Here is a 13,106-nt window from a genome sequence, read left to right on the forward strand (position 1 = left end):
CTCCTCCCCCGCCTCCTGCCCGTCGTCGTCGACCAGCTCGTGCTCCTGGTCCTCGTCGTCGACCGGCTCCTCCCCCGGCGTCTCGTCGTCGCCGGGGTCGGGCACGACGTGGACGGCGCTCATGCCGCGCTCTGCGCGATGAGGTGGATGCGGTCGGCGAGGACGCTCCACGCTCCCCCGGCTCCGGCTGCGACGTACCAGAACGCGATGCCCATGACGCTGATGCCGCGGAGGGTCAGCTTCTTCCACAGGATGATGATGACCATGGTGAGGGCGAGGGCGGGCATCGTCAGGCCGGGCAGGATGCCTTTCGCCAGGCCGACGCCGTCGCCGACGAGGTCGGAGACGAACGAGAACGGCGGCCCGGCTGCCTTGAAGGCGCTGCCCGCCACCATGCTCAGGACGAGGCACGCGCCCCACGGGAGCGGCTTGAGCCGGCCGCCGGGCTGGGTGCCGAGGAGCAGCAGCGCGGACAGGGCGAGGGCGACGCCGACGGTGCCGAGCGATCCGAGGAAGCTGTTCACGGGCTTGTTCCGTTCCGGGAGGGGCGGTCAGGTGGGGTCGCCGTAGAGCAGGACGCCGACGACGAGGGATGCGGCGGGGACGCGCAGGAGGAGGGCGAGGCCGGGCCACCAGCGGCGGGTTCGCCAGTCCACCCAGGCGATCCCAGCGGTGACGGCGTACCAGAACAGGCAGTTCGGGTCGGCCCATGAGCTGCTGGTGGCGACGAGGTAGGCGGTCTCTGCGGTGAAGAACTGGGGCAGGCCGAAGGCGAAGCCCAGCGCGAGCGCGGCGCCGTTGTAGATGGCCCACCGGTGGTGTCCGGACATCGTCCGGACTGACATGAGCAGCGACTTGCGGCGCTTCGGGACGCCGGGGGCGGCGAACGGCGGGCGGCGCTGCGGACGCGCCCGCCGCGGCTCCTCGTCCTCGTCGTCGTCCTCGTCGTCGCCCTCCCCCGCCTTCGTCTTCTTGACGGTCCGGGTCTTCGGGCGGCGGGCGGTCCGCTTCGGCTCGTCCTCGCCGTCCTCTTCCTCTTCCTCCTCGTCCTCCCTGTCCGGACGCCGTGTCCGTGGGCGCCGGACAGGTCGCCTGCGCTTCGGCTCCTCCCCCGGCTCCTCCTCTTCGGGCTCGCCGTCCAGGTCTTCCCTATCGGCCTCCGTCATCGGCTTGGTCTTGCCGAGAACCCAGAGCGGCGGCGGGTGCGGCCACCGGCGGGGCTGCGGCGTGCGCTCCTCGGTCTCCTCCTCCGCGTCGCCGGTCGGCGTGTAGCCGACGCCGAAGTGACGGAGGATCATGCCGATGCGCCGCTCGTCAGCGCCGGGCTCGGTGGTGGTCATCGGGTCACGTCCGTTCGCGGCGGGAGCTTGCGCAGGGCAAGCTCGGTGAGGTGGCGTCGGCTGCTGCGGCCGTGGGGGCGGCCGAGGCGCCGCATGACGTCGCAGGCCCGGTCGGCGGACACGATCCGGACGCCCCGGAACGACAGCTGCTTGTCGGCGACCCGGGCGCCCTGGACGACGACCAGGGGCACCACGGGGACGCCGAGGGCACGGGCGACGGCGGCGGCCTCGTGGGCGAGGGCGTCAAGCCGGCCGGTGACGATCCGGCCGCCGTGCATCAGGTGCTCACCGGCGACGTAGACCGGGAACCGGGCGTCCCAGCGCTTCGTGTCCGGCAGGATCACCGTGCCCGAGGGGCTGATGGCGAGGTGGTCGACGTTGGCGCGGCCGGTTGATCTGGCGGGCGGTGCGCCGCTCCCCTTCGGCGCCCGCGTCGTACCGGCGGGCCAGGCGCTCGGCGCGGGTCCTGATGCCGAGGAGCGTGGCGAGGCGTACGGCCGGGGTGCGGAGCTGGCGGGCGCGGGCGGCGGCCGACGCTCCCGCACCACTTCGGTGCTGGGAGCGCCGGTATACCCACACCACCGCGGCGGCGAGGACGAGGACCGCGACGAGGCTCATCAAGCGCCCCGCCTGCTCTTCTTGGGCGGGTTCTCCTGCCGGTGCCGGGTCCGGACCACGGTGCCGGCGAGCTTGCTGTCGTCCCGGTCAGGGTGGACGGCCCGCACGCGCTCGATCAGGTCCTCGTCGCTGATGCTCTTGTCCTTGGCGAGTTCGGCCCGGATGGTGGCCGCGATGGACCCGCCGACCGGCGCGACAGGCGGCACCGGCGCGGGCGGCTCCTCGGCCGTGTCCGGCCCGGTGTCCTCGTCGTGTCCGGACACTGTCCGCGCAGGCTCCGGTGCCGTGGGCGCGGGCTGTCCGGACGGGTCCGGGTCCGGGCGTCCGGACGTGTCCGCGACGTGTCCGGGCACCTCGACGACCGGCAACGCCTGCGCGGGCGCGCTGAGGATCTCGGCAGCCGTCGACGCCTGCGGCCCGTACACCGCCTCCGCATACCGGCGGTGCCGGTCGATGCGGCGGAGCTGCCCAGCCACGGCGAGGGTCGCAACGGCCTTCTCCCGGCGGCGGTGCATCCAGAACGCCACGCCATCGCTGAGCGGCACCGCGTACGTGCGGAGCACCAGCCACCACAGGCCCTTCGACAGCAGCGGAACGGCGGCCGCCACACAGCCCGCGGCCCACTGCTCCATGACGCCGCCGAACGCGACGATCGAGCCCATCGAAATCAGCAGGGCGACCCACCCGGTATTGCGGGCGGCGCGGGCGCGCGGCGGGTAGAGCCGCTCGACGTGCTCGATGGCGATGCTGGCAAGCCAACTCAGATCAAAGACGAGAGCGGTGCCATAACTGATGGCGACGGGCACAACCCGGTGCAGCAGGCCGCCGATGGCGGCCGTCGTGCCCGCGAGGGCCAGCACCGTCACGCCGACCGCGACGGCGGTTACGCCTCGCACGATGATGTCGTCCCAGTCGCGCGGTGGCACCGGCTCCCACGTGGTGTACAGCACCTTGCGGGTCTCGGGCACGCCATCGATCACCGTGGTTTCAAGGCGGTACCGCTCGGCCTTTCGGTAGCGAACGCCAGGGATGCGCGGCTGGACTGGCGTCGTGTCCTCGGTGGGGCGCTCAGTGCTCATGCAGAGACCTTCCTTGCGGTGCCGGAGGTGCCAATCGGGTAGTTGTCGACGACGTCCAGGACGAGGGCACGCACGCGGTCTGGGAAGTACTCCCGTCCGTGCAAGGGGCGTTCGCCGGCGAGGCGCAGTGTTGCCAGGACGTCACGTTCCAGGCGGGGGGCGATCCCGTCCGGCAGGCCGGTCAGCAGGCGGTGGACTGTCTCGTAGCCTGCGCCAGCGTGACGTGACAGGCGTGAGCGCCCGTCTCCCGTTGTGATGCCGAATTTGAGAGCACCGTCACTGTTGGACACGACGTAGAAGGCGTTCGAGTCCCAGCCGCGGCAGCGGAGGCACACACCCCACCGCGCCACGTTGCTGGGTCGTGGCGCGCACTCATGCCCAGCCGTGCAGAGCACCCGGTGGGGAGCGTGATTACCCAGCCACTCGGGCTCAAGCAAGGTGGCGCCCAGCTCGGCCAGGCGGGCGCGGAACTTCGCCTCAGCGGTTGCTGGATCTAGTCCTACGCACGCCCGACAGATGCCATGCCCTTGCTGGACGTCAGCGGGACGGGGAGTCGACTCATGCCCGTACTGGCAGCGAATCCTGTGCATTTCAAGCGAACCAAGCCACTCCGGCTCCAGAAGGGTTGCCCCGAGTTCTGCGAGCCGCTGGCGGAACGCGCTCTCGGCGCGTGCCTTCTTCGCATCGTTCATACGGATACGGGCGCACTTCTGGCACCCTCGGCCGCGCTTCGCGCCGGCGGGGGTGTAGGTGCACTCGTGTCTGGCTGGGCACAGCGCGCGGTGCGGAGCGTGGGTGCCGAGCCACTGCGGTTCGAGCAGCGTTGCCCCAAGCTCCGTGAGCCACGCATGAAACCGCGCCTCCGCCGACTTGCTGTCGCCCCCGGCGCAGATCCGGCAGATGCCAACCCGCATCGCATTGCCAGGCCGAGGCAGGCATTCATGCCCGCCAGCACAAAGCACCCGGTGGGGCGCCTTGTTGCCGAGCCACTGAGGCTCAAGCAGCGTGGCGCCCAGCTCGGCGAGGCGATCGCGGAAAGCTCGCTCGGCCGCCAAGGAGCGGGCCGAGCGGCGGGCGACCGAAGGCGCGGTGTCGGTCACGGGGTGTCCCTTTCGGACGTCGGGTAACGGCAAGCGGGCCGGGCCCGCAGGAAAGTCGGGCCCGGCCCACGGGACGGGGGGTAGGTCAGCCTCGGCGGCGTCGCCAGCGGCCGACGCGCTCGTGGGCGCGGTCGTTGTCCTCCCAGGCCTGGCCCTCCCGCGCGGCCCGGTCGGCGCCGCCGTTGCGGTGGCCCTCGCGGTTCTTCTTCGAGCTCTTGCTGGGCTTCTCGCCCGGATCGGGCAGGCGCCAGGTCACGACCGGCCACCTCCCGCCAAGGCGACGGCCACGGCCTCGTTCACGTCGGCACGGCTCTGCGCGCGGGCAATGCCCTCGTCGTACTCGGTGCGGCGGGCGGCCCGCTCGTCCGGCGTGCCGTAGTCGGCACGCGCCTGGGCATGCAGGGCGGCAACCCGCTCCTGGGAGGTCGGTCGCGCCATCAGACCGTCACCCCCGCCGACTCGGGCGACCGGCGCGGACGCGGGAAGCGCGGGATCACGCGCTCGTTCGCGTCGTCCCACTGGCCGACGACGAACGGCAGTTCACCGGCCCCGCACTGGGGGCCAGGGAAGGTCAGATCAGTAAGGTGCACTGTGTCAGCTCCTGTGTCAGCAGGTGTCTGGCGTCCCGGCCCGTGTGCAACCACGAACCGGGGTTGAGGCGCCGCCCGGTGTGCAACCACCGGGCGGCGTCGTTTTCAGCAGCCCCGGCCCCCGTGTGCAACCACGCGGGCTGGGGCTTTGTGCTGAGCAACGTGGGTTGCCTTGTTTGAGCGTACGGGAGTCCCATACGCTGATCAAGCGGCAACCCGACAAAAGGAGCGGGATGGCCGATCGATTGACGGATGGCGAGGAGGCGCGGCGGGTGCAGGAGGCGCTGGAAGCCCTCAAGCGGATGGAGGACCCTGCCGCCCGGGCGCGGGCGATCAGTGAAGTCCTCCGCGCGCAGCCCGAGACCACCCGGGAGCTCAAGGCCCTCCGACGTCAGTACGTTCTTGACCAGCGCGCCGAACATGTCCCGTACCGCAGCATCGCCACCCAGCTCGGCGTATCGCTCGCGACGGTCCAGGACATCGAGCGCGGCTATTCCGGCTCCGGCCGGGACCGCCCGCGCAAGAAGAGCACCGAGGAGCCCACGACCGAATGAGGGCGGCCGGGCGGCAGTGGCCTTTGCCGCCCGGCCCCGGGGTTGCCCTCAACCGTGCGCGGGATCGTACAGGATTGCGGCTTTCGTGGTGTTTGCGCTGGTCCGAACGGGGAGCGGCCCCCGCCGGGTGACTGGCGGGGGCCGCTGTGATGAGCTCACGGCCTGACCGTAGGGCCGTGGTGGTCCGGCGGGGTGGGGTGCCGGGCCTGCCTGGTGGATCTAGGTCGAGGGTAGCAGGGAGCGTTCAGTCGAATGCCGAGAGTGACGATCCGGTCGGCTGTCAGTGCCCGGGGTTAGGGTGCGCGGCATGGCCACTCCGACACCCCTGCCCCCGAGGATCGCGAACGGTTCCTGCCGGAAGTGCTTCGAGCCCTGTGTCCGTTACGGCGTGGGTGGCAATCCGTTGTGCGACTCGTGCCTGCAGAAGCAGATGGAGCTGTGGGGGCCGGGTGTCCGGCTGGCGGGGCGCGGGCCTGCGGTGCCGGCTGAGTAGGTCGCCGGGCGAGCGTGGGGCGGCCCCGCCGAGGACTGGGAAGGACGCGCCGGCGGGGCCGCGCCGTGGGCCCGCCCGGCACTCACCACGTAACCGGGCGGGCTGCTGGGGGGCTATGGGCTGTGCTCCACGCGGGCGGGGATCATGAGGTTCCAGCCGATGCCGGAGCAGTGTTCCGGAACTGGCGGGAAGGTGTGGCCCTGCACGTTGGTGCTCGTGATGGTGAAGCGGTGCCCTTCGCCGCACGTGCACTCGTAGATGCCGCTGACCGGGACCTTCTCGCCCGGGCGGTGCATGCGGGTTGTCTCGTCCATCATGTCCTCCTCGCCGATCGGGGCCCGGAGGGGAGGGAGCCCCGATCTACAAGGGTGCCGAGGGGCGGAGGCCCTTCGGGAGCCGCTGTAGGGCAGGTGCACTGCGGCTCTGCGAGGTCGTATTACCGCCCGCGAATCGCCGAAACCCTCGTGTTGGTGTTCCTCAGGTCGCGTCCATCTCCGGCGGCGCGACGATGCGCATGCGGCAGCGGGCGAGGCCGTCGGGCTGGTCGGTGAGCATGCTGCTCCCGTCGCCGGCGGCGCGGGCCTCGATCCAGGCGCGGACGCGTGCGACCTGGTCGACGGGGCCGGTGAGGACGATGTCGAAGGCGTCGCGGTCGGGGGGCGGGAAGAGGTCGTTTTCGACTGGGCTCATGGCCTGTGCACGTGCGGCCGGCGTGGGCCGGTTGCGCCGGGGTCCATGGCCACTCGAATGAGTGAGCGCTGCCGTCCGGGGTTGGTTGCGCCCTCTCCCCCGCCCTACAGTCGAACACGTGAGCGATTGGCGTGATGCGGTGGAGGTGCCGCCCGGCGACCCGGGGACGGCGCCGAGCCGGTCGCTGTCACCGAGGCGTACCCGGAACACAACCGGCCCAGGGTCCGCCTGCAGATCGCCGGGCATCCGCACCGGGCTATCGCAAGCGAGCGCCGCGAGTACCCGGACGGGCGGGTCGCACTCCACCTGATCCTCTGGCCGGCCCTGCCCGACGGCCGCCGCCGCGCCTGGTTCTACTGGGACGAGGCCGGGATGCGCATGGAGTCCCGCGCGGTGAGCCCGGTCGAGGAGCAGCTCCTCGACGGCGACGTGGTGCGCGTCCACCACGGGGATCTGCCGACGGGCGTGCCCGGGGCGGACGTCGAGGCGTACCCGTCGGACCGGCGGCCGCGGGTGGAGGTGCGGGTCGGCGGCCAGTGGCACCAGGCGACCGTCTTCGTGAAGTTCAAGCACTCCGACGGGCGGGTCACGCTCCTCATGCGGGTGTGCTTCCTCGAGGCCGACGGGTGGCCGGTGCACTACTGGCGGCGCTACTGGTGGTCCCCGGAGGCGATCCGCGTGCCGGGCCGGCCGTCGACAGAGCCGGCCGGGCAGGAGCCGGCGGCCGTGGGGTGGAAGCTCGCGCACGTGCCGGTGGGCGACGGCGGAGGCCGGGGCGTCCTGCACCGGGCCGGCTGCCGGAAGGCCACTGGCGGGACGCTCACCCGGCAGGAGGCGCTGGTGGCGCTGGAGGTGGACGTCGTCTCGCCGTGTGAGGAGTGCCGCCCCGAGGCGGAGCTCCGCGGCTGACGCGACGCCGGATCAGTGACCGGTGAGCAGGATTCCGATCCACACAACGCCGGAGAGGGCGCACCCTGCTCCGAAGACCCGGGCGAAGCCCCGCGTGAGAACGTGGCTGGGGCTCACGACACTCAGGAAGCGCCGGACCGCGTCCCGGTAGGCGGTCGCCAGCAATGCGCCCCCAATGACCATGATCGCAAGCACGGCAATCCCCATGGTTCCCCCTGGTCGCGGACCTGTGCCGCGAGGATAGTGGCGCCACCGCAACGTGGGCGAGGCAGGGCCAGCGCCGGGCGGGCTCGTCCACCGTGCACCGAACTGCCCCGCATCCCACGCTGTCGGTATGCGCGCGATCTGGACCGGCTACGTCAGCTTCGGCCTGGTCAGTCTGCCTGTGCACCTGTACTCGGCGACCGAGGAGCACGGCACCGGGTTCCATCAGGTTCATGTGCGCGATGGCTCCAGGATCAGGCATCGGAGGGTCTGTGAGAGCGAGGACGTCGAGGTTCCGCAGTCGGAGATCGCCCGAGGGTGGGAGCGGCCGGACGGCCGCACCGTCGTGCTCCTCGATGAGGACCTTGCCGCTCTCCCCCTCCCGACGAAGCGCACCGTGGACGTCCTCGGCTTCGTCGACGAGCGCGATGTCGACCCGGTCCTCTACTCCAAGCCGTACTGGGTCGGCGCCGCCGGCGAGCAGGGTCAGCGGCCGTACGCGCTCCTGGTGGAGGCCCTGGCCAGGCACGGGACGGTGGCGGTTGCAAAGGTCACCTTGCGCACCCGGGAGCGGCTGGCGGTGCTGCGGCCCCGGCACGGGATGCTCGTGCTCCACACGCTGCTGTGGCCGGAAGAGATCCGGCAGCCTGACGACCTGTCGTCGGCGGCCCCGGTGACGGAGCGGGAGCTGGAGCTTGCCGAGCTGCTGATGGATCAGCTTGCCGGGGTGGAGATCGCCGAGCTGCACGACGAGTACGCGGCGGCGCTGGAGCAGCTGGTGGTCGCGAAGATGACGGGGGCGGGGCTGGAGGAGCCGGAGGAGCCGGTGCCGGCCGTGGACCTGATGGCGGCGCTGGAGGCCAGCATCCGGGAAGCCGGGAGCCGCTGACCGCGCGCCTGCTGCGCGCTCTGCGGGCATGCGATCGAGCGCTGCCTCCTTCGTGCGGTCCGGGGCGATTCCTCCGCGTCTGCCGGGCTGGCGCCGTTAGGTTCTGCGCTCCCAGAACCACCAGAAAGGCACCACCAGATGCGTACCCGGCTTGCCCTCGCCACCGTGGCCCTGGCCGCTGCGGCGGCCCTCACCGCCTGCTCCTCCGGAAGCGGATCGACGTCGGCGACGAACGACTCCACCGCGGCAGCGAAGGCTTCGGCTGCCGCGTCGGCGAAGGCGGAGGCCTCGGGCGCCGTGAGCCACGTGAAAGTCGTGAAGTCCGGGTTCGAGAATCACCAGACCTGGGGCGACAACGCCTACGTGGTCCACTACACGATCACCAACCTGGGCAAGGAGACCGCGGACTACTTCGTGTCCATGGAGTTCCTGGACAAGGACGGTGACGTGCTCGGGTCGACCGGCGTGACGGCGGACAAGCTCGGCGTCGGCAAGGTCAACACCGGGGACTCGGCACCGCTGGACGCGGAGATCGGCAACGGCAAGATCTCCGACATCAAGTCGGTGCGGGTCGCCTCGGTCGAGCGGACGCCGACCGCCGGCTGACCGGCGCCACGCGGCGGGACCCACCTGTGCCGGATGGGAGCCGTCTCGTGTGCTCAGTGATTCGGAACCGGTGGACGCCGCAGAGGGGCGTCGCCATGCTGATACGCATGCCGAGTAGCGAGACACCCGAGGTACCGAACTCCCGCGATGGGGCCGAGAGACGCCGTCCGCTCAACAATCTGCTCAGCGTCCGGCGCGTGGCCGTCATCACGGCATGCGTGCTTTTCGGTTCAGCGTTGGGATTCGCGATCGCTGCCCTCAGGTCGGACGATACGTCCACTCGCCAAACTTTCACGGCGATCGTTTTAGCGCTCATCGCGCCCGCACTCTACGTGCTGGAGCGGGGCTACAGGAATAACAGGTCACTTATCCGCGAAAGTCGCGACCGCGTCCGCGAAGCTGAGCGATCTTTCGAAAATGCCGTACGAAGAGATGCTACCCCCGTTATCGGCGGAGACCTCCACGGAGACCTTCACGTTTGGTATGGCCGACCTGGCAACGGAACGGCCACTGACGTTCCGGTTCCCCGTCCGGACGGTGACTCGGCAGTGCCACCCGTGGAAGGACGCAGAATTGCGCTTGCCGAGCAATGGGAGCTTACGCATGCCCGGCTGGAGCTGTATCACGTTATTGCTCAGGACCAGGCCAAGAAATCCTTCCGGAACGCTCAGATTTCCATGGGACTCGGCTTCGCACTCCTCGTCGGCTTCATCGCTGTGGCCCTGAAAGCGAGCAACGCGACTGGAAGCATCGTGGCAGGCGGTTTGGGAGCCGTCGCCGCAGCTTTGGCTGGGTACGTGAGTAAGACCTTCGTCAAGTCGCAGGAGTCCGCGGCCACACACCTGCGGTCGTACTTCGATCAGCCCTTGGAGTTCTCCAGGTATCTGGCCGCGGAGCGTCTGATTGTTGATGCTGGCTTGGCTGATGAGCAGCGACGGGAAGTCCTGATGGCGCTGGTTCAGGCCATGGTAGCCTCGCCGGCGGCCCCGGGAGCTCCGGCTGCGGCTAGCGGTCAGCAACAGCCAGCTCAGGCCCCGTAGCCGGGCTCGCCGCGGCGCTCGGCAGCCCCGGCTGACCGGCGGCGCCCCCACCGTGCCGGGTGGGGGCCGCTGTCGTATGACTGCCGACCGGTCAGGAAGCGACATCGGCTACGTCCCCACCGTTGGTGAGGACGGCCCGCCACTGGTTGATCCTGGCGAGAGGGACGTGGCCGGTCTGCTTGCATTTCTGGCTGGGGTGCGTGTCGTTGGTGAAGTGGGCCAGGACCTCGTCGAGGGTGGCGGCGAAGGTGGCAGCGCGCCCTCGGTGGTGGGCGATACGATCGGCGACCGCACGGCCCAGGTCGGCGTCCTCATCGGCCGGGTGGCCGTCGGCGGCGAGGACTTGGCGGACGGCGCCGAGGCCGGCGCGGGCCGTTTCGGAGCGGTCCCACGCCTTGCCCCACGCGCTGATGGCCAGGTGCTGGACGTCGGCGGGCAGGACGGTGCCGAGCCAGCCGACGAGGTCCTCCACGTCGACGCGGTCCAGCTCGGGCACCGCCGTGACCTGCGGGGCTCCGTCGGGGTGGACGACTTCCGGGGCCGGGTCGGGCGACTCGTCCACCTGGTGCCAGCACTCGCTGGGGTAGTGCCCGGTGGAGGACTGGCAGTCGTCGCACTGCTTGCACCAGCCGCGCGAGCTGTGGTCCCAGTGGTCGTGCCCGCACCGGCACTGGTGGTCGCACGCGTCGTCGGCGGGGGTGTCGGCGATCTCGAACGCGGCGTCGATCGCGGCCCGTACATCGGCGCGGCGCTCCCCCTGTCCGGACACTGTCCGGCCGGTGTCCGGGGACACGGTGTCCGCGCGTCCGGACGCGGTGTCCGTGCTGGCCGGGGCCGGTGCGACGGGTGCGAGGTCGTTGCGGGCGAGGGGTGTCCGGACACCGTCCGGGGACACCAGGACAGCAACGCCGGACGGTCCGGACGCGCCTGTCCGGACGTCCTGCGCCGCGTCCAGCGTGGCTTTGGCCGCCCGGTACCAACGCACGTCGTCTTCGGGGTCGTACTGCCAGGGGACGCCGACGGGCGCGGCCACGATCGACCAGCCGTAGGCGACGCCGCGCCCGTCGGCGTGAAGTGAGAGGGCCAGGCCGTGGGGGTGGAACACGGCGCGGTTGATCAGCCACAGGATGCCGCTGTCGCAGAGCTGCTTGAAGGCCAGGGCTTGCGTGGGGGTAGTCATGATCCGTCCAGGAGGGCTGCGAGGGCGAAGACGAGGCCGATACCGGCGAGGACGACGAGGGAGCGCCACGAGGCGTGCCACGCGCGCTTCACGGGGCCGCCTCGGACTGCTCGGGGAGTTCGATGCGGGCGGTGACGACCATCCGGGTACCGGGCGGGAAGTCGTCGGCGAGGGCCTGGAAGCCGGTGCCGACGGCGATCCCCTGGGCGCCGATGGTGCCGGGCGGCCCCCAGAACCGGCCGACGAGGACCTGCCTGCCGCCGACCTCGCGGTGCCGCTCGGCGACCTCGACGACGGTCTCGACTTCCAGGCAGGCAGGGGTCATTCGTTGGGATTCCGTGCGGTGGGCGAGGTAGGTCCGGAAGTCCTCGACGGCCTCTCGGTCTCCGGGCGCGAGGCGGGCGGCGGGGTTGTTGCCGCAGCGGGGTCCGGCGGCGTGCTCAGGCATGGGTAAGCCTTTCCGGTTGAGGGCCCGGCCGGGGAGTCGTCCGGCCGGGCGGTTCAGGAGCGTCAGGCGCGGGGCGGGGCGGCCCAGTCGGGCGCCCAGCGGGGCCGTGCTCGCCGGCGGGCGGCGAGGTAGGCCGCCCCGGCGGCGAGCGCGACGACGGCCAGCTGGCGCACGCCGGTCACCGCTCGCCGTCCCGGCGGGGGCGCAGCAGGCCACGCAACCTGTCGGCGAGCGGGTGCGAGGCGCCGGATCCGGCCTCCTCGTCGAGCTGGTCGGCGGTGGCGTGGATCTGGGCGGCGGTGCGGGCGTCCAGCGCCGGGTGGTCGGTGTCGTCGCTCCAGCCGAACGGGCTCTCACCGCGGTCGGTGTCGCACTCGATGCGGTCGTACGGGTCGGTCATGGCGCTGTGCTCCAGGTAGGTTGCGGGGTGCGGGCCCGCCGCCCCGGTTAGGACGGGGCGGGGGGCTCGTTTCGTGGTCATCGGAAGTCGGACCACCGAGGGGCCTGGGGGCAATCGGCGTCGTGCTCCTCGCCCATGGACGACCACCAGGCGTTGCACTCAGTGCGCGCGGTGATCGCGGCCGCTCGGGCGGGACCGGGCGGGATCGGGTCGTACGCCAGCCCGAGGTCCAGCGGCGCGGGCCGCACCTGGGCGCGTCGCTCGATCTCGGCGGCCTCTTCGTCGAACACGCAGCGGATGGCCATCACGGGCAGCAGCGACGCGGCGGCGAACACGATGGCGAACAGCGGGGCGTCGTGCTCCGCGCACATCACGCTGAGCCCGACGAGGACGAGACACGCCAGGGAGTTGAACAGGACGAGGAACCCGCCGGTGCGGCTCATGTGCGGCCCCCCGCCCCGCTCACTCGGTTGACGATGGCGGGGCCGTAGCCGAGCCACGGTGGTTCGCCGGGGCGCTTCGTGCTGCCGTTCATCTCGGCGGCGAGGTCGACGAACTCGCGGAGCCTGTTGCGGCGGTCGTCGGGGCCTCGGACTCCGGCCTGGACGTCGGCAAGGACCGGGCGCAGCGGGTACGCCTGGATCTCGATACGGCCCCGGGTGGACTGCAGGCAGTGGCGGTCGCCGATGTGGAGCCAGTCGGCGGCGTCGAGACCGGCCGCCGTGGCGAGGCCGTCGATGCGGTCGCCCAGGGCGGTGCCGCCGTCGGTCCACGCGTGCCAGACGCGGGCGCCGCCGTCCGGCTTGGTGAAGACGACCCACAGGAACGTCTCGGGCTCGTGCCCGTCGAGGATGCTGTCGACGGCGGCCCGCTCCACGGGCGCCGGGTCGCCGGTCGGGGTGAGCAGCGTTCGGGGTGCGGTGATCACGCGTACTCCTTGGGGTCGTTGGCGGGGCTCACGGGCGG

Annotated in this window: 20 protein-coding genes; 5 read left to right on the forward strand and 15 right to left on the reverse strand. The window is 71.6% G+C overall.

Annotation, left to right across the window (positions count from 1 at the left end):
* Positions 1-119: 119 nt before the first annotated feature.
* The 8 genes from PV341_RS38095 to PV341_RS38130 all read right to left on the reverse strand — a co-directional run bounded on the left by PV341_RS38095 (position 120) and on the right by PV341_RS38130 (position 4,727).
* The gene (locus PV341_RS38095; RefSeq protein ID WP_500324168.1) at positions 120-524 is read right to left on the reverse strand and encodes a hypothetical protein; all 405 of its coding nucleotides are present in this window, start codon (positions 522-524) and stop codon (positions 120-122) included.
* 27 nt (positions 525-551) lie between these two features.
* Entirely contained in the window at positions 552-1,340 is a 789-nt protein-coding gene (locus PV341_RS38100) for a hypothetical protein (RefSeq protein WP_500324167.1), read from the reverse strand.
* Positions 1,337-1,885 carry a hypothetical protein gene (locus PV341_RS38105; RefSeq protein ID WP_500324166.1) on the reverse strand — a complete coding sequence of 183 codons (549 nt, stop codon included), beginning with the start codon at positions 1,883-1,885 and terminating at the stop codon, positions 1,337-1,339. The genes PV341_RS38100 and PV341_RS38105 overlap by 4 nt, the downstream gene beginning before the upstream one ends.
* Positions 1,886-1,957: 72 nt before the next feature.
* Positions 1,958-3,037, reverse strand: a complete 1,080-nt coding sequence (locus PV341_RS38110; protein ID WP_500324165.1) for a hypothetical protein — start codon at positions 3,035-3,037, stop codon at positions 1,958-1,960.
* Positions 3,034-4,137 carry a hypothetical protein gene (locus tag PV341_RS38115; RefSeq protein WP_500324164.1) on the reverse strand — a complete coding sequence of 368 codons (1,104 nt, stop codon included), beginning with the start codon at positions 4,135-4,137 and terminating at the stop codon, positions 3,034-3,036. Before PV341_RS38115 ends, PV341_RS38110 begins: the two co-directional genes overlap by 4 nt.
* An 85-nt stretch (positions 4,138-4,222) precedes the next feature.
* A complete protein-coding gene (locus tag PV341_RS38120; protein ID WP_500324163.1) occupies positions 4,223-4,393 on the reverse strand; it encodes a hypothetical protein in 171 nt (56 codons plus the stop codon).
* On the reverse strand, positions 4,390-4,575 hold the full coding sequence (locus PV341_RS38125) for a hypothetical protein (protein WP_500324162.1): 186 nt from the start codon (positions 4,573-4,575) through the stop codon (positions 4,390-4,392). Before PV341_RS38125 ends, PV341_RS38120 begins: the two co-directional genes overlap by 4 nt.
* The gene (locus tag PV341_RS38130) at positions 4,575-4,727 is read right to left on the reverse strand and encodes a hypothetical protein (RefSeq protein ID WP_500324161.1); all 153 of its coding nucleotides are present in this window, start codon (positions 4,725-4,727) and stop codon (positions 4,575-4,577) included. The genes PV341_RS38125 and PV341_RS38130 overlap by 1 nt, the downstream gene beginning before the upstream one ends.
* Before the next feature lie 233 nt (positions 4,728-4,960).
* Here PV341_RS38130 and PV341_RS38135 point away from each other — a divergent pair, with 233 nt between their 5' ends.
* On the forward strand, positions 4,961-5,281 hold the full coding sequence (locus PV341_RS38135; protein WP_500324160.1) for a helix-turn-helix domain-containing protein: 321 nt from the start codon (positions 4,961-4,963) through the stop codon (positions 5,279-5,281).
* A gap of 606 nt (positions 5,282-5,887) precedes the next feature.
* Here the strand turns inward: PV341_RS38135 and PV341_RS38140 are convergent.
* Both PV341_RS38140 and PV341_RS38145 read right to left on the reverse strand, forming a co-directional pair.
* Complete coding sequence (locus PV341_RS38140; RefSeq protein ID WP_500324159.1) at positions 5,888-6,088, reverse strand: hypothetical protein; 201 nt, start codon at positions 6,086-6,088, stop codon at positions 5,888-5,890.
* Between the two features lie 163 nt (positions 6,089-6,251).
* Positions 6,252-6,464, reverse strand: coding sequence for a hypothetical protein (locus PV341_RS38145; RefSeq protein WP_500324158.1), 213 nt, complete (start codon positions 6,462-6,464; stop codon positions 6,252-6,254).
* A gap of 372 nt (positions 6,465-6,836) precedes the next feature.
* Between PV341_RS38145 and PV341_RS38150 the strand changes: the two genes are divergently transcribed.
* The 4 genes from PV341_RS38150 (at position 6,837) to PV341_RS38165 (ending at position 10,112) form a co-directional block, all read left to right on the forward strand.
* Complete coding sequence (locus tag PV341_RS38150) at positions 6,837-7,373, forward strand: DUF6233 domain-containing protein (protein WP_500360216.1); 537 nt, start codon at positions 6,837-6,839, stop codon at positions 7,371-7,373.
* Positions 7,374-7,707: 334 nt separating this feature from the next.
* Complete coding sequence (ku, locus tag PV341_RS38155) at positions 7,708-8,466, forward strand: non-homologous end joining protein Ku (RefSeq protein ID WP_500360218.1); 759 nt, start codon at positions 7,708-7,710, stop codon at positions 8,464-8,466.
* Between the two features lie 138 nt (positions 8,467-8,604).
* Entirely contained in the window at positions 8,605-9,072 is a 468-nt protein-coding gene (locus PV341_RS38160) for a hypothetical protein (protein WP_500324155.1), read from the forward strand.
* Between the two features lie 557 nt (positions 9,073-9,629).
* Complete coding sequence (locus PV341_RS38165) at positions 9,630-10,112, forward strand: TRADD-N-associated membrane domain-containing protein (RefSeq protein ID WP_500324154.1); 483 nt, start codon at positions 9,630-9,632, stop codon at positions 10,110-10,112.
* 91 nt (positions 10,113-10,203) lie between these two features.
* On the opposite strand, the gene PV341_RS38170 is transcribed toward PV341_RS38165, so the two are convergent.
* From PV341_RS38170 to PV341_RS38190, 5 genes are all read right to left on the reverse strand, one after another.
* On the reverse strand, positions 10,204-11,292 hold the full coding sequence (locus PV341_RS38170) for a hypothetical protein (protein ID WP_500360219.1): 1,089 nt from the start codon (positions 11,290-11,292) through the stop codon (positions 10,204-10,206).
* Positions 11,293-11,380: 88 nt separating this feature from the next.
* A complete protein-coding gene (locus tag PV341_RS38175) occupies positions 11,381-11,740 on the reverse strand; it encodes a hypothetical protein (RefSeq protein ID WP_500360220.1) in 360 nt (119 codons plus the stop codon).
* A gap of 178 nt (positions 11,741-11,918) precedes the next feature.
* Positions 11,919-12,140: a hypothetical protein gene (locus tag PV341_RS38180; protein WP_500360221.1), complete on the reverse strand. Its 222-nt coding sequence runs from the start codon at positions 12,138-12,140 to the stop codon at positions 11,919-11,921.
* A 77-nt stretch (positions 12,141-12,217) separates the two neighbouring features.
* The gene (locus tag PV341_RS38185) at positions 12,218-12,583 is read right to left on the reverse strand and encodes a hypothetical protein (RefSeq protein WP_500360222.1); all 366 of its coding nucleotides are present in this window, start codon (positions 12,581-12,583) and stop codon (positions 12,218-12,220) included.
* A complete protein-coding gene (locus PV341_RS38190; protein WP_500324149.1) occupies positions 12,580-13,068 on the reverse strand; it encodes a hypothetical protein in 489 nt (162 codons plus the stop codon). Before PV341_RS38190 ends, PV341_RS38185 begins: the two co-directional genes overlap by 4 nt.
* Positions 13,069-13,106 lie beyond the last annotated feature (38 nt).

It is taken from the genome of Streptomyces sp. PA03-1a, assembly GCF_033792805.1.
Classification (GTDB): domain Bacteria; phylum Actinomycetota; class Actinomycetes; order Streptomycetales; family Streptomycetaceae; genus Actinacidiphila.

Excerpts from the sequence above, each read along its gene's own strand:
- PV341_RS38100 (WP_500324167.1), bottom strand. The coding sequence starts at position 1,340 with ATGACCACCACCGAGCCCGGCGCTGACGAGCGGCGCATCGGCATGATC.
- PV341_RS38110 (WP_500324165.1), bottom strand. The coding sequence starts at position 3,037 with ATGAGCACTGAGCGCCCCACCGAGGACACGACGCCAGTCCAGCCGCGC.
- PV341_RS38125 (WP_500324162.1), bottom strand. The coding sequence starts at position 4,575 with ATGGCGCGACCGACCTCCCAGGAGCGGGTTGCCGCCCTGCATGCCCAG.
- PV341_RS38135 (WP_500324160.1), top strand. The coding sequence starts at position 4,961 with ATGGCCGATCGATTGACGGATGGCGAGGAGGCGCGGCGGGTGCAGGAG.
- PV341_RS38140 (WP_500324159.1), bottom strand. The coding sequence starts at position 6,088 with ATGGACGAGACAACCCGCATGCACCGCCCGGGCGAGAAGGTCCCGGTC.
- PV341_RS38145 (WP_500324158.1), bottom strand. The coding sequence starts at position 6,464 with ATGAGCCCAGTCGAAAACGACCTCTTCCCGCCCCCCGACCGCGACGCC.
- PV341_RS38150 (WP_500360216.1), top strand. The coding sequence starts at position 6,837 with ATGCGCATGGAGTCCCGCGCGGTGAGCCCGGTCGAGGAGCAGCTCCTC.
- ku (WP_500360218.1), top strand. The coding sequence starts at position 7,708 with ATGCGCGCGATCTGGACCGGCTACGTCAGCTTCGGCCTGGTCAGTCTG.
- PV341_RS38160 (WP_500324155.1), top strand. The coding sequence starts at position 8,605 with ATGCGTACCCGGCTTGCCCTCGCCACCGTGGCCCTGGCCGCTGCGGCG.
- PV341_RS38170 (WP_500360219.1), bottom strand. The coding sequence starts at position 11,292 with ATGACTACCCCCACGCAAGCCCTGGCCTTCAAGCAGCTCTGCGACAGC.
- PV341_RS38175 (WP_500360220.1), bottom strand. The coding sequence starts at position 11,740 with ATGCCTGAGCACGCCGCCGGACCCCGCTGCGGCAACAACCCCGCCGCC.
- PV341_RS38180 (WP_500360221.1), bottom strand. The coding sequence starts at position 12,140 with ATGACCGACCCGTACGACCGCATCGAGTGCGACACCGACCGCGGTGAG.
- PV341_RS38185 (WP_500360222.1), bottom strand. The coding sequence starts at position 12,583 with ATGAGCCGCACCGGCGGGTTCCTCGTCCTGTTCAACTCCCTGGCGTGT.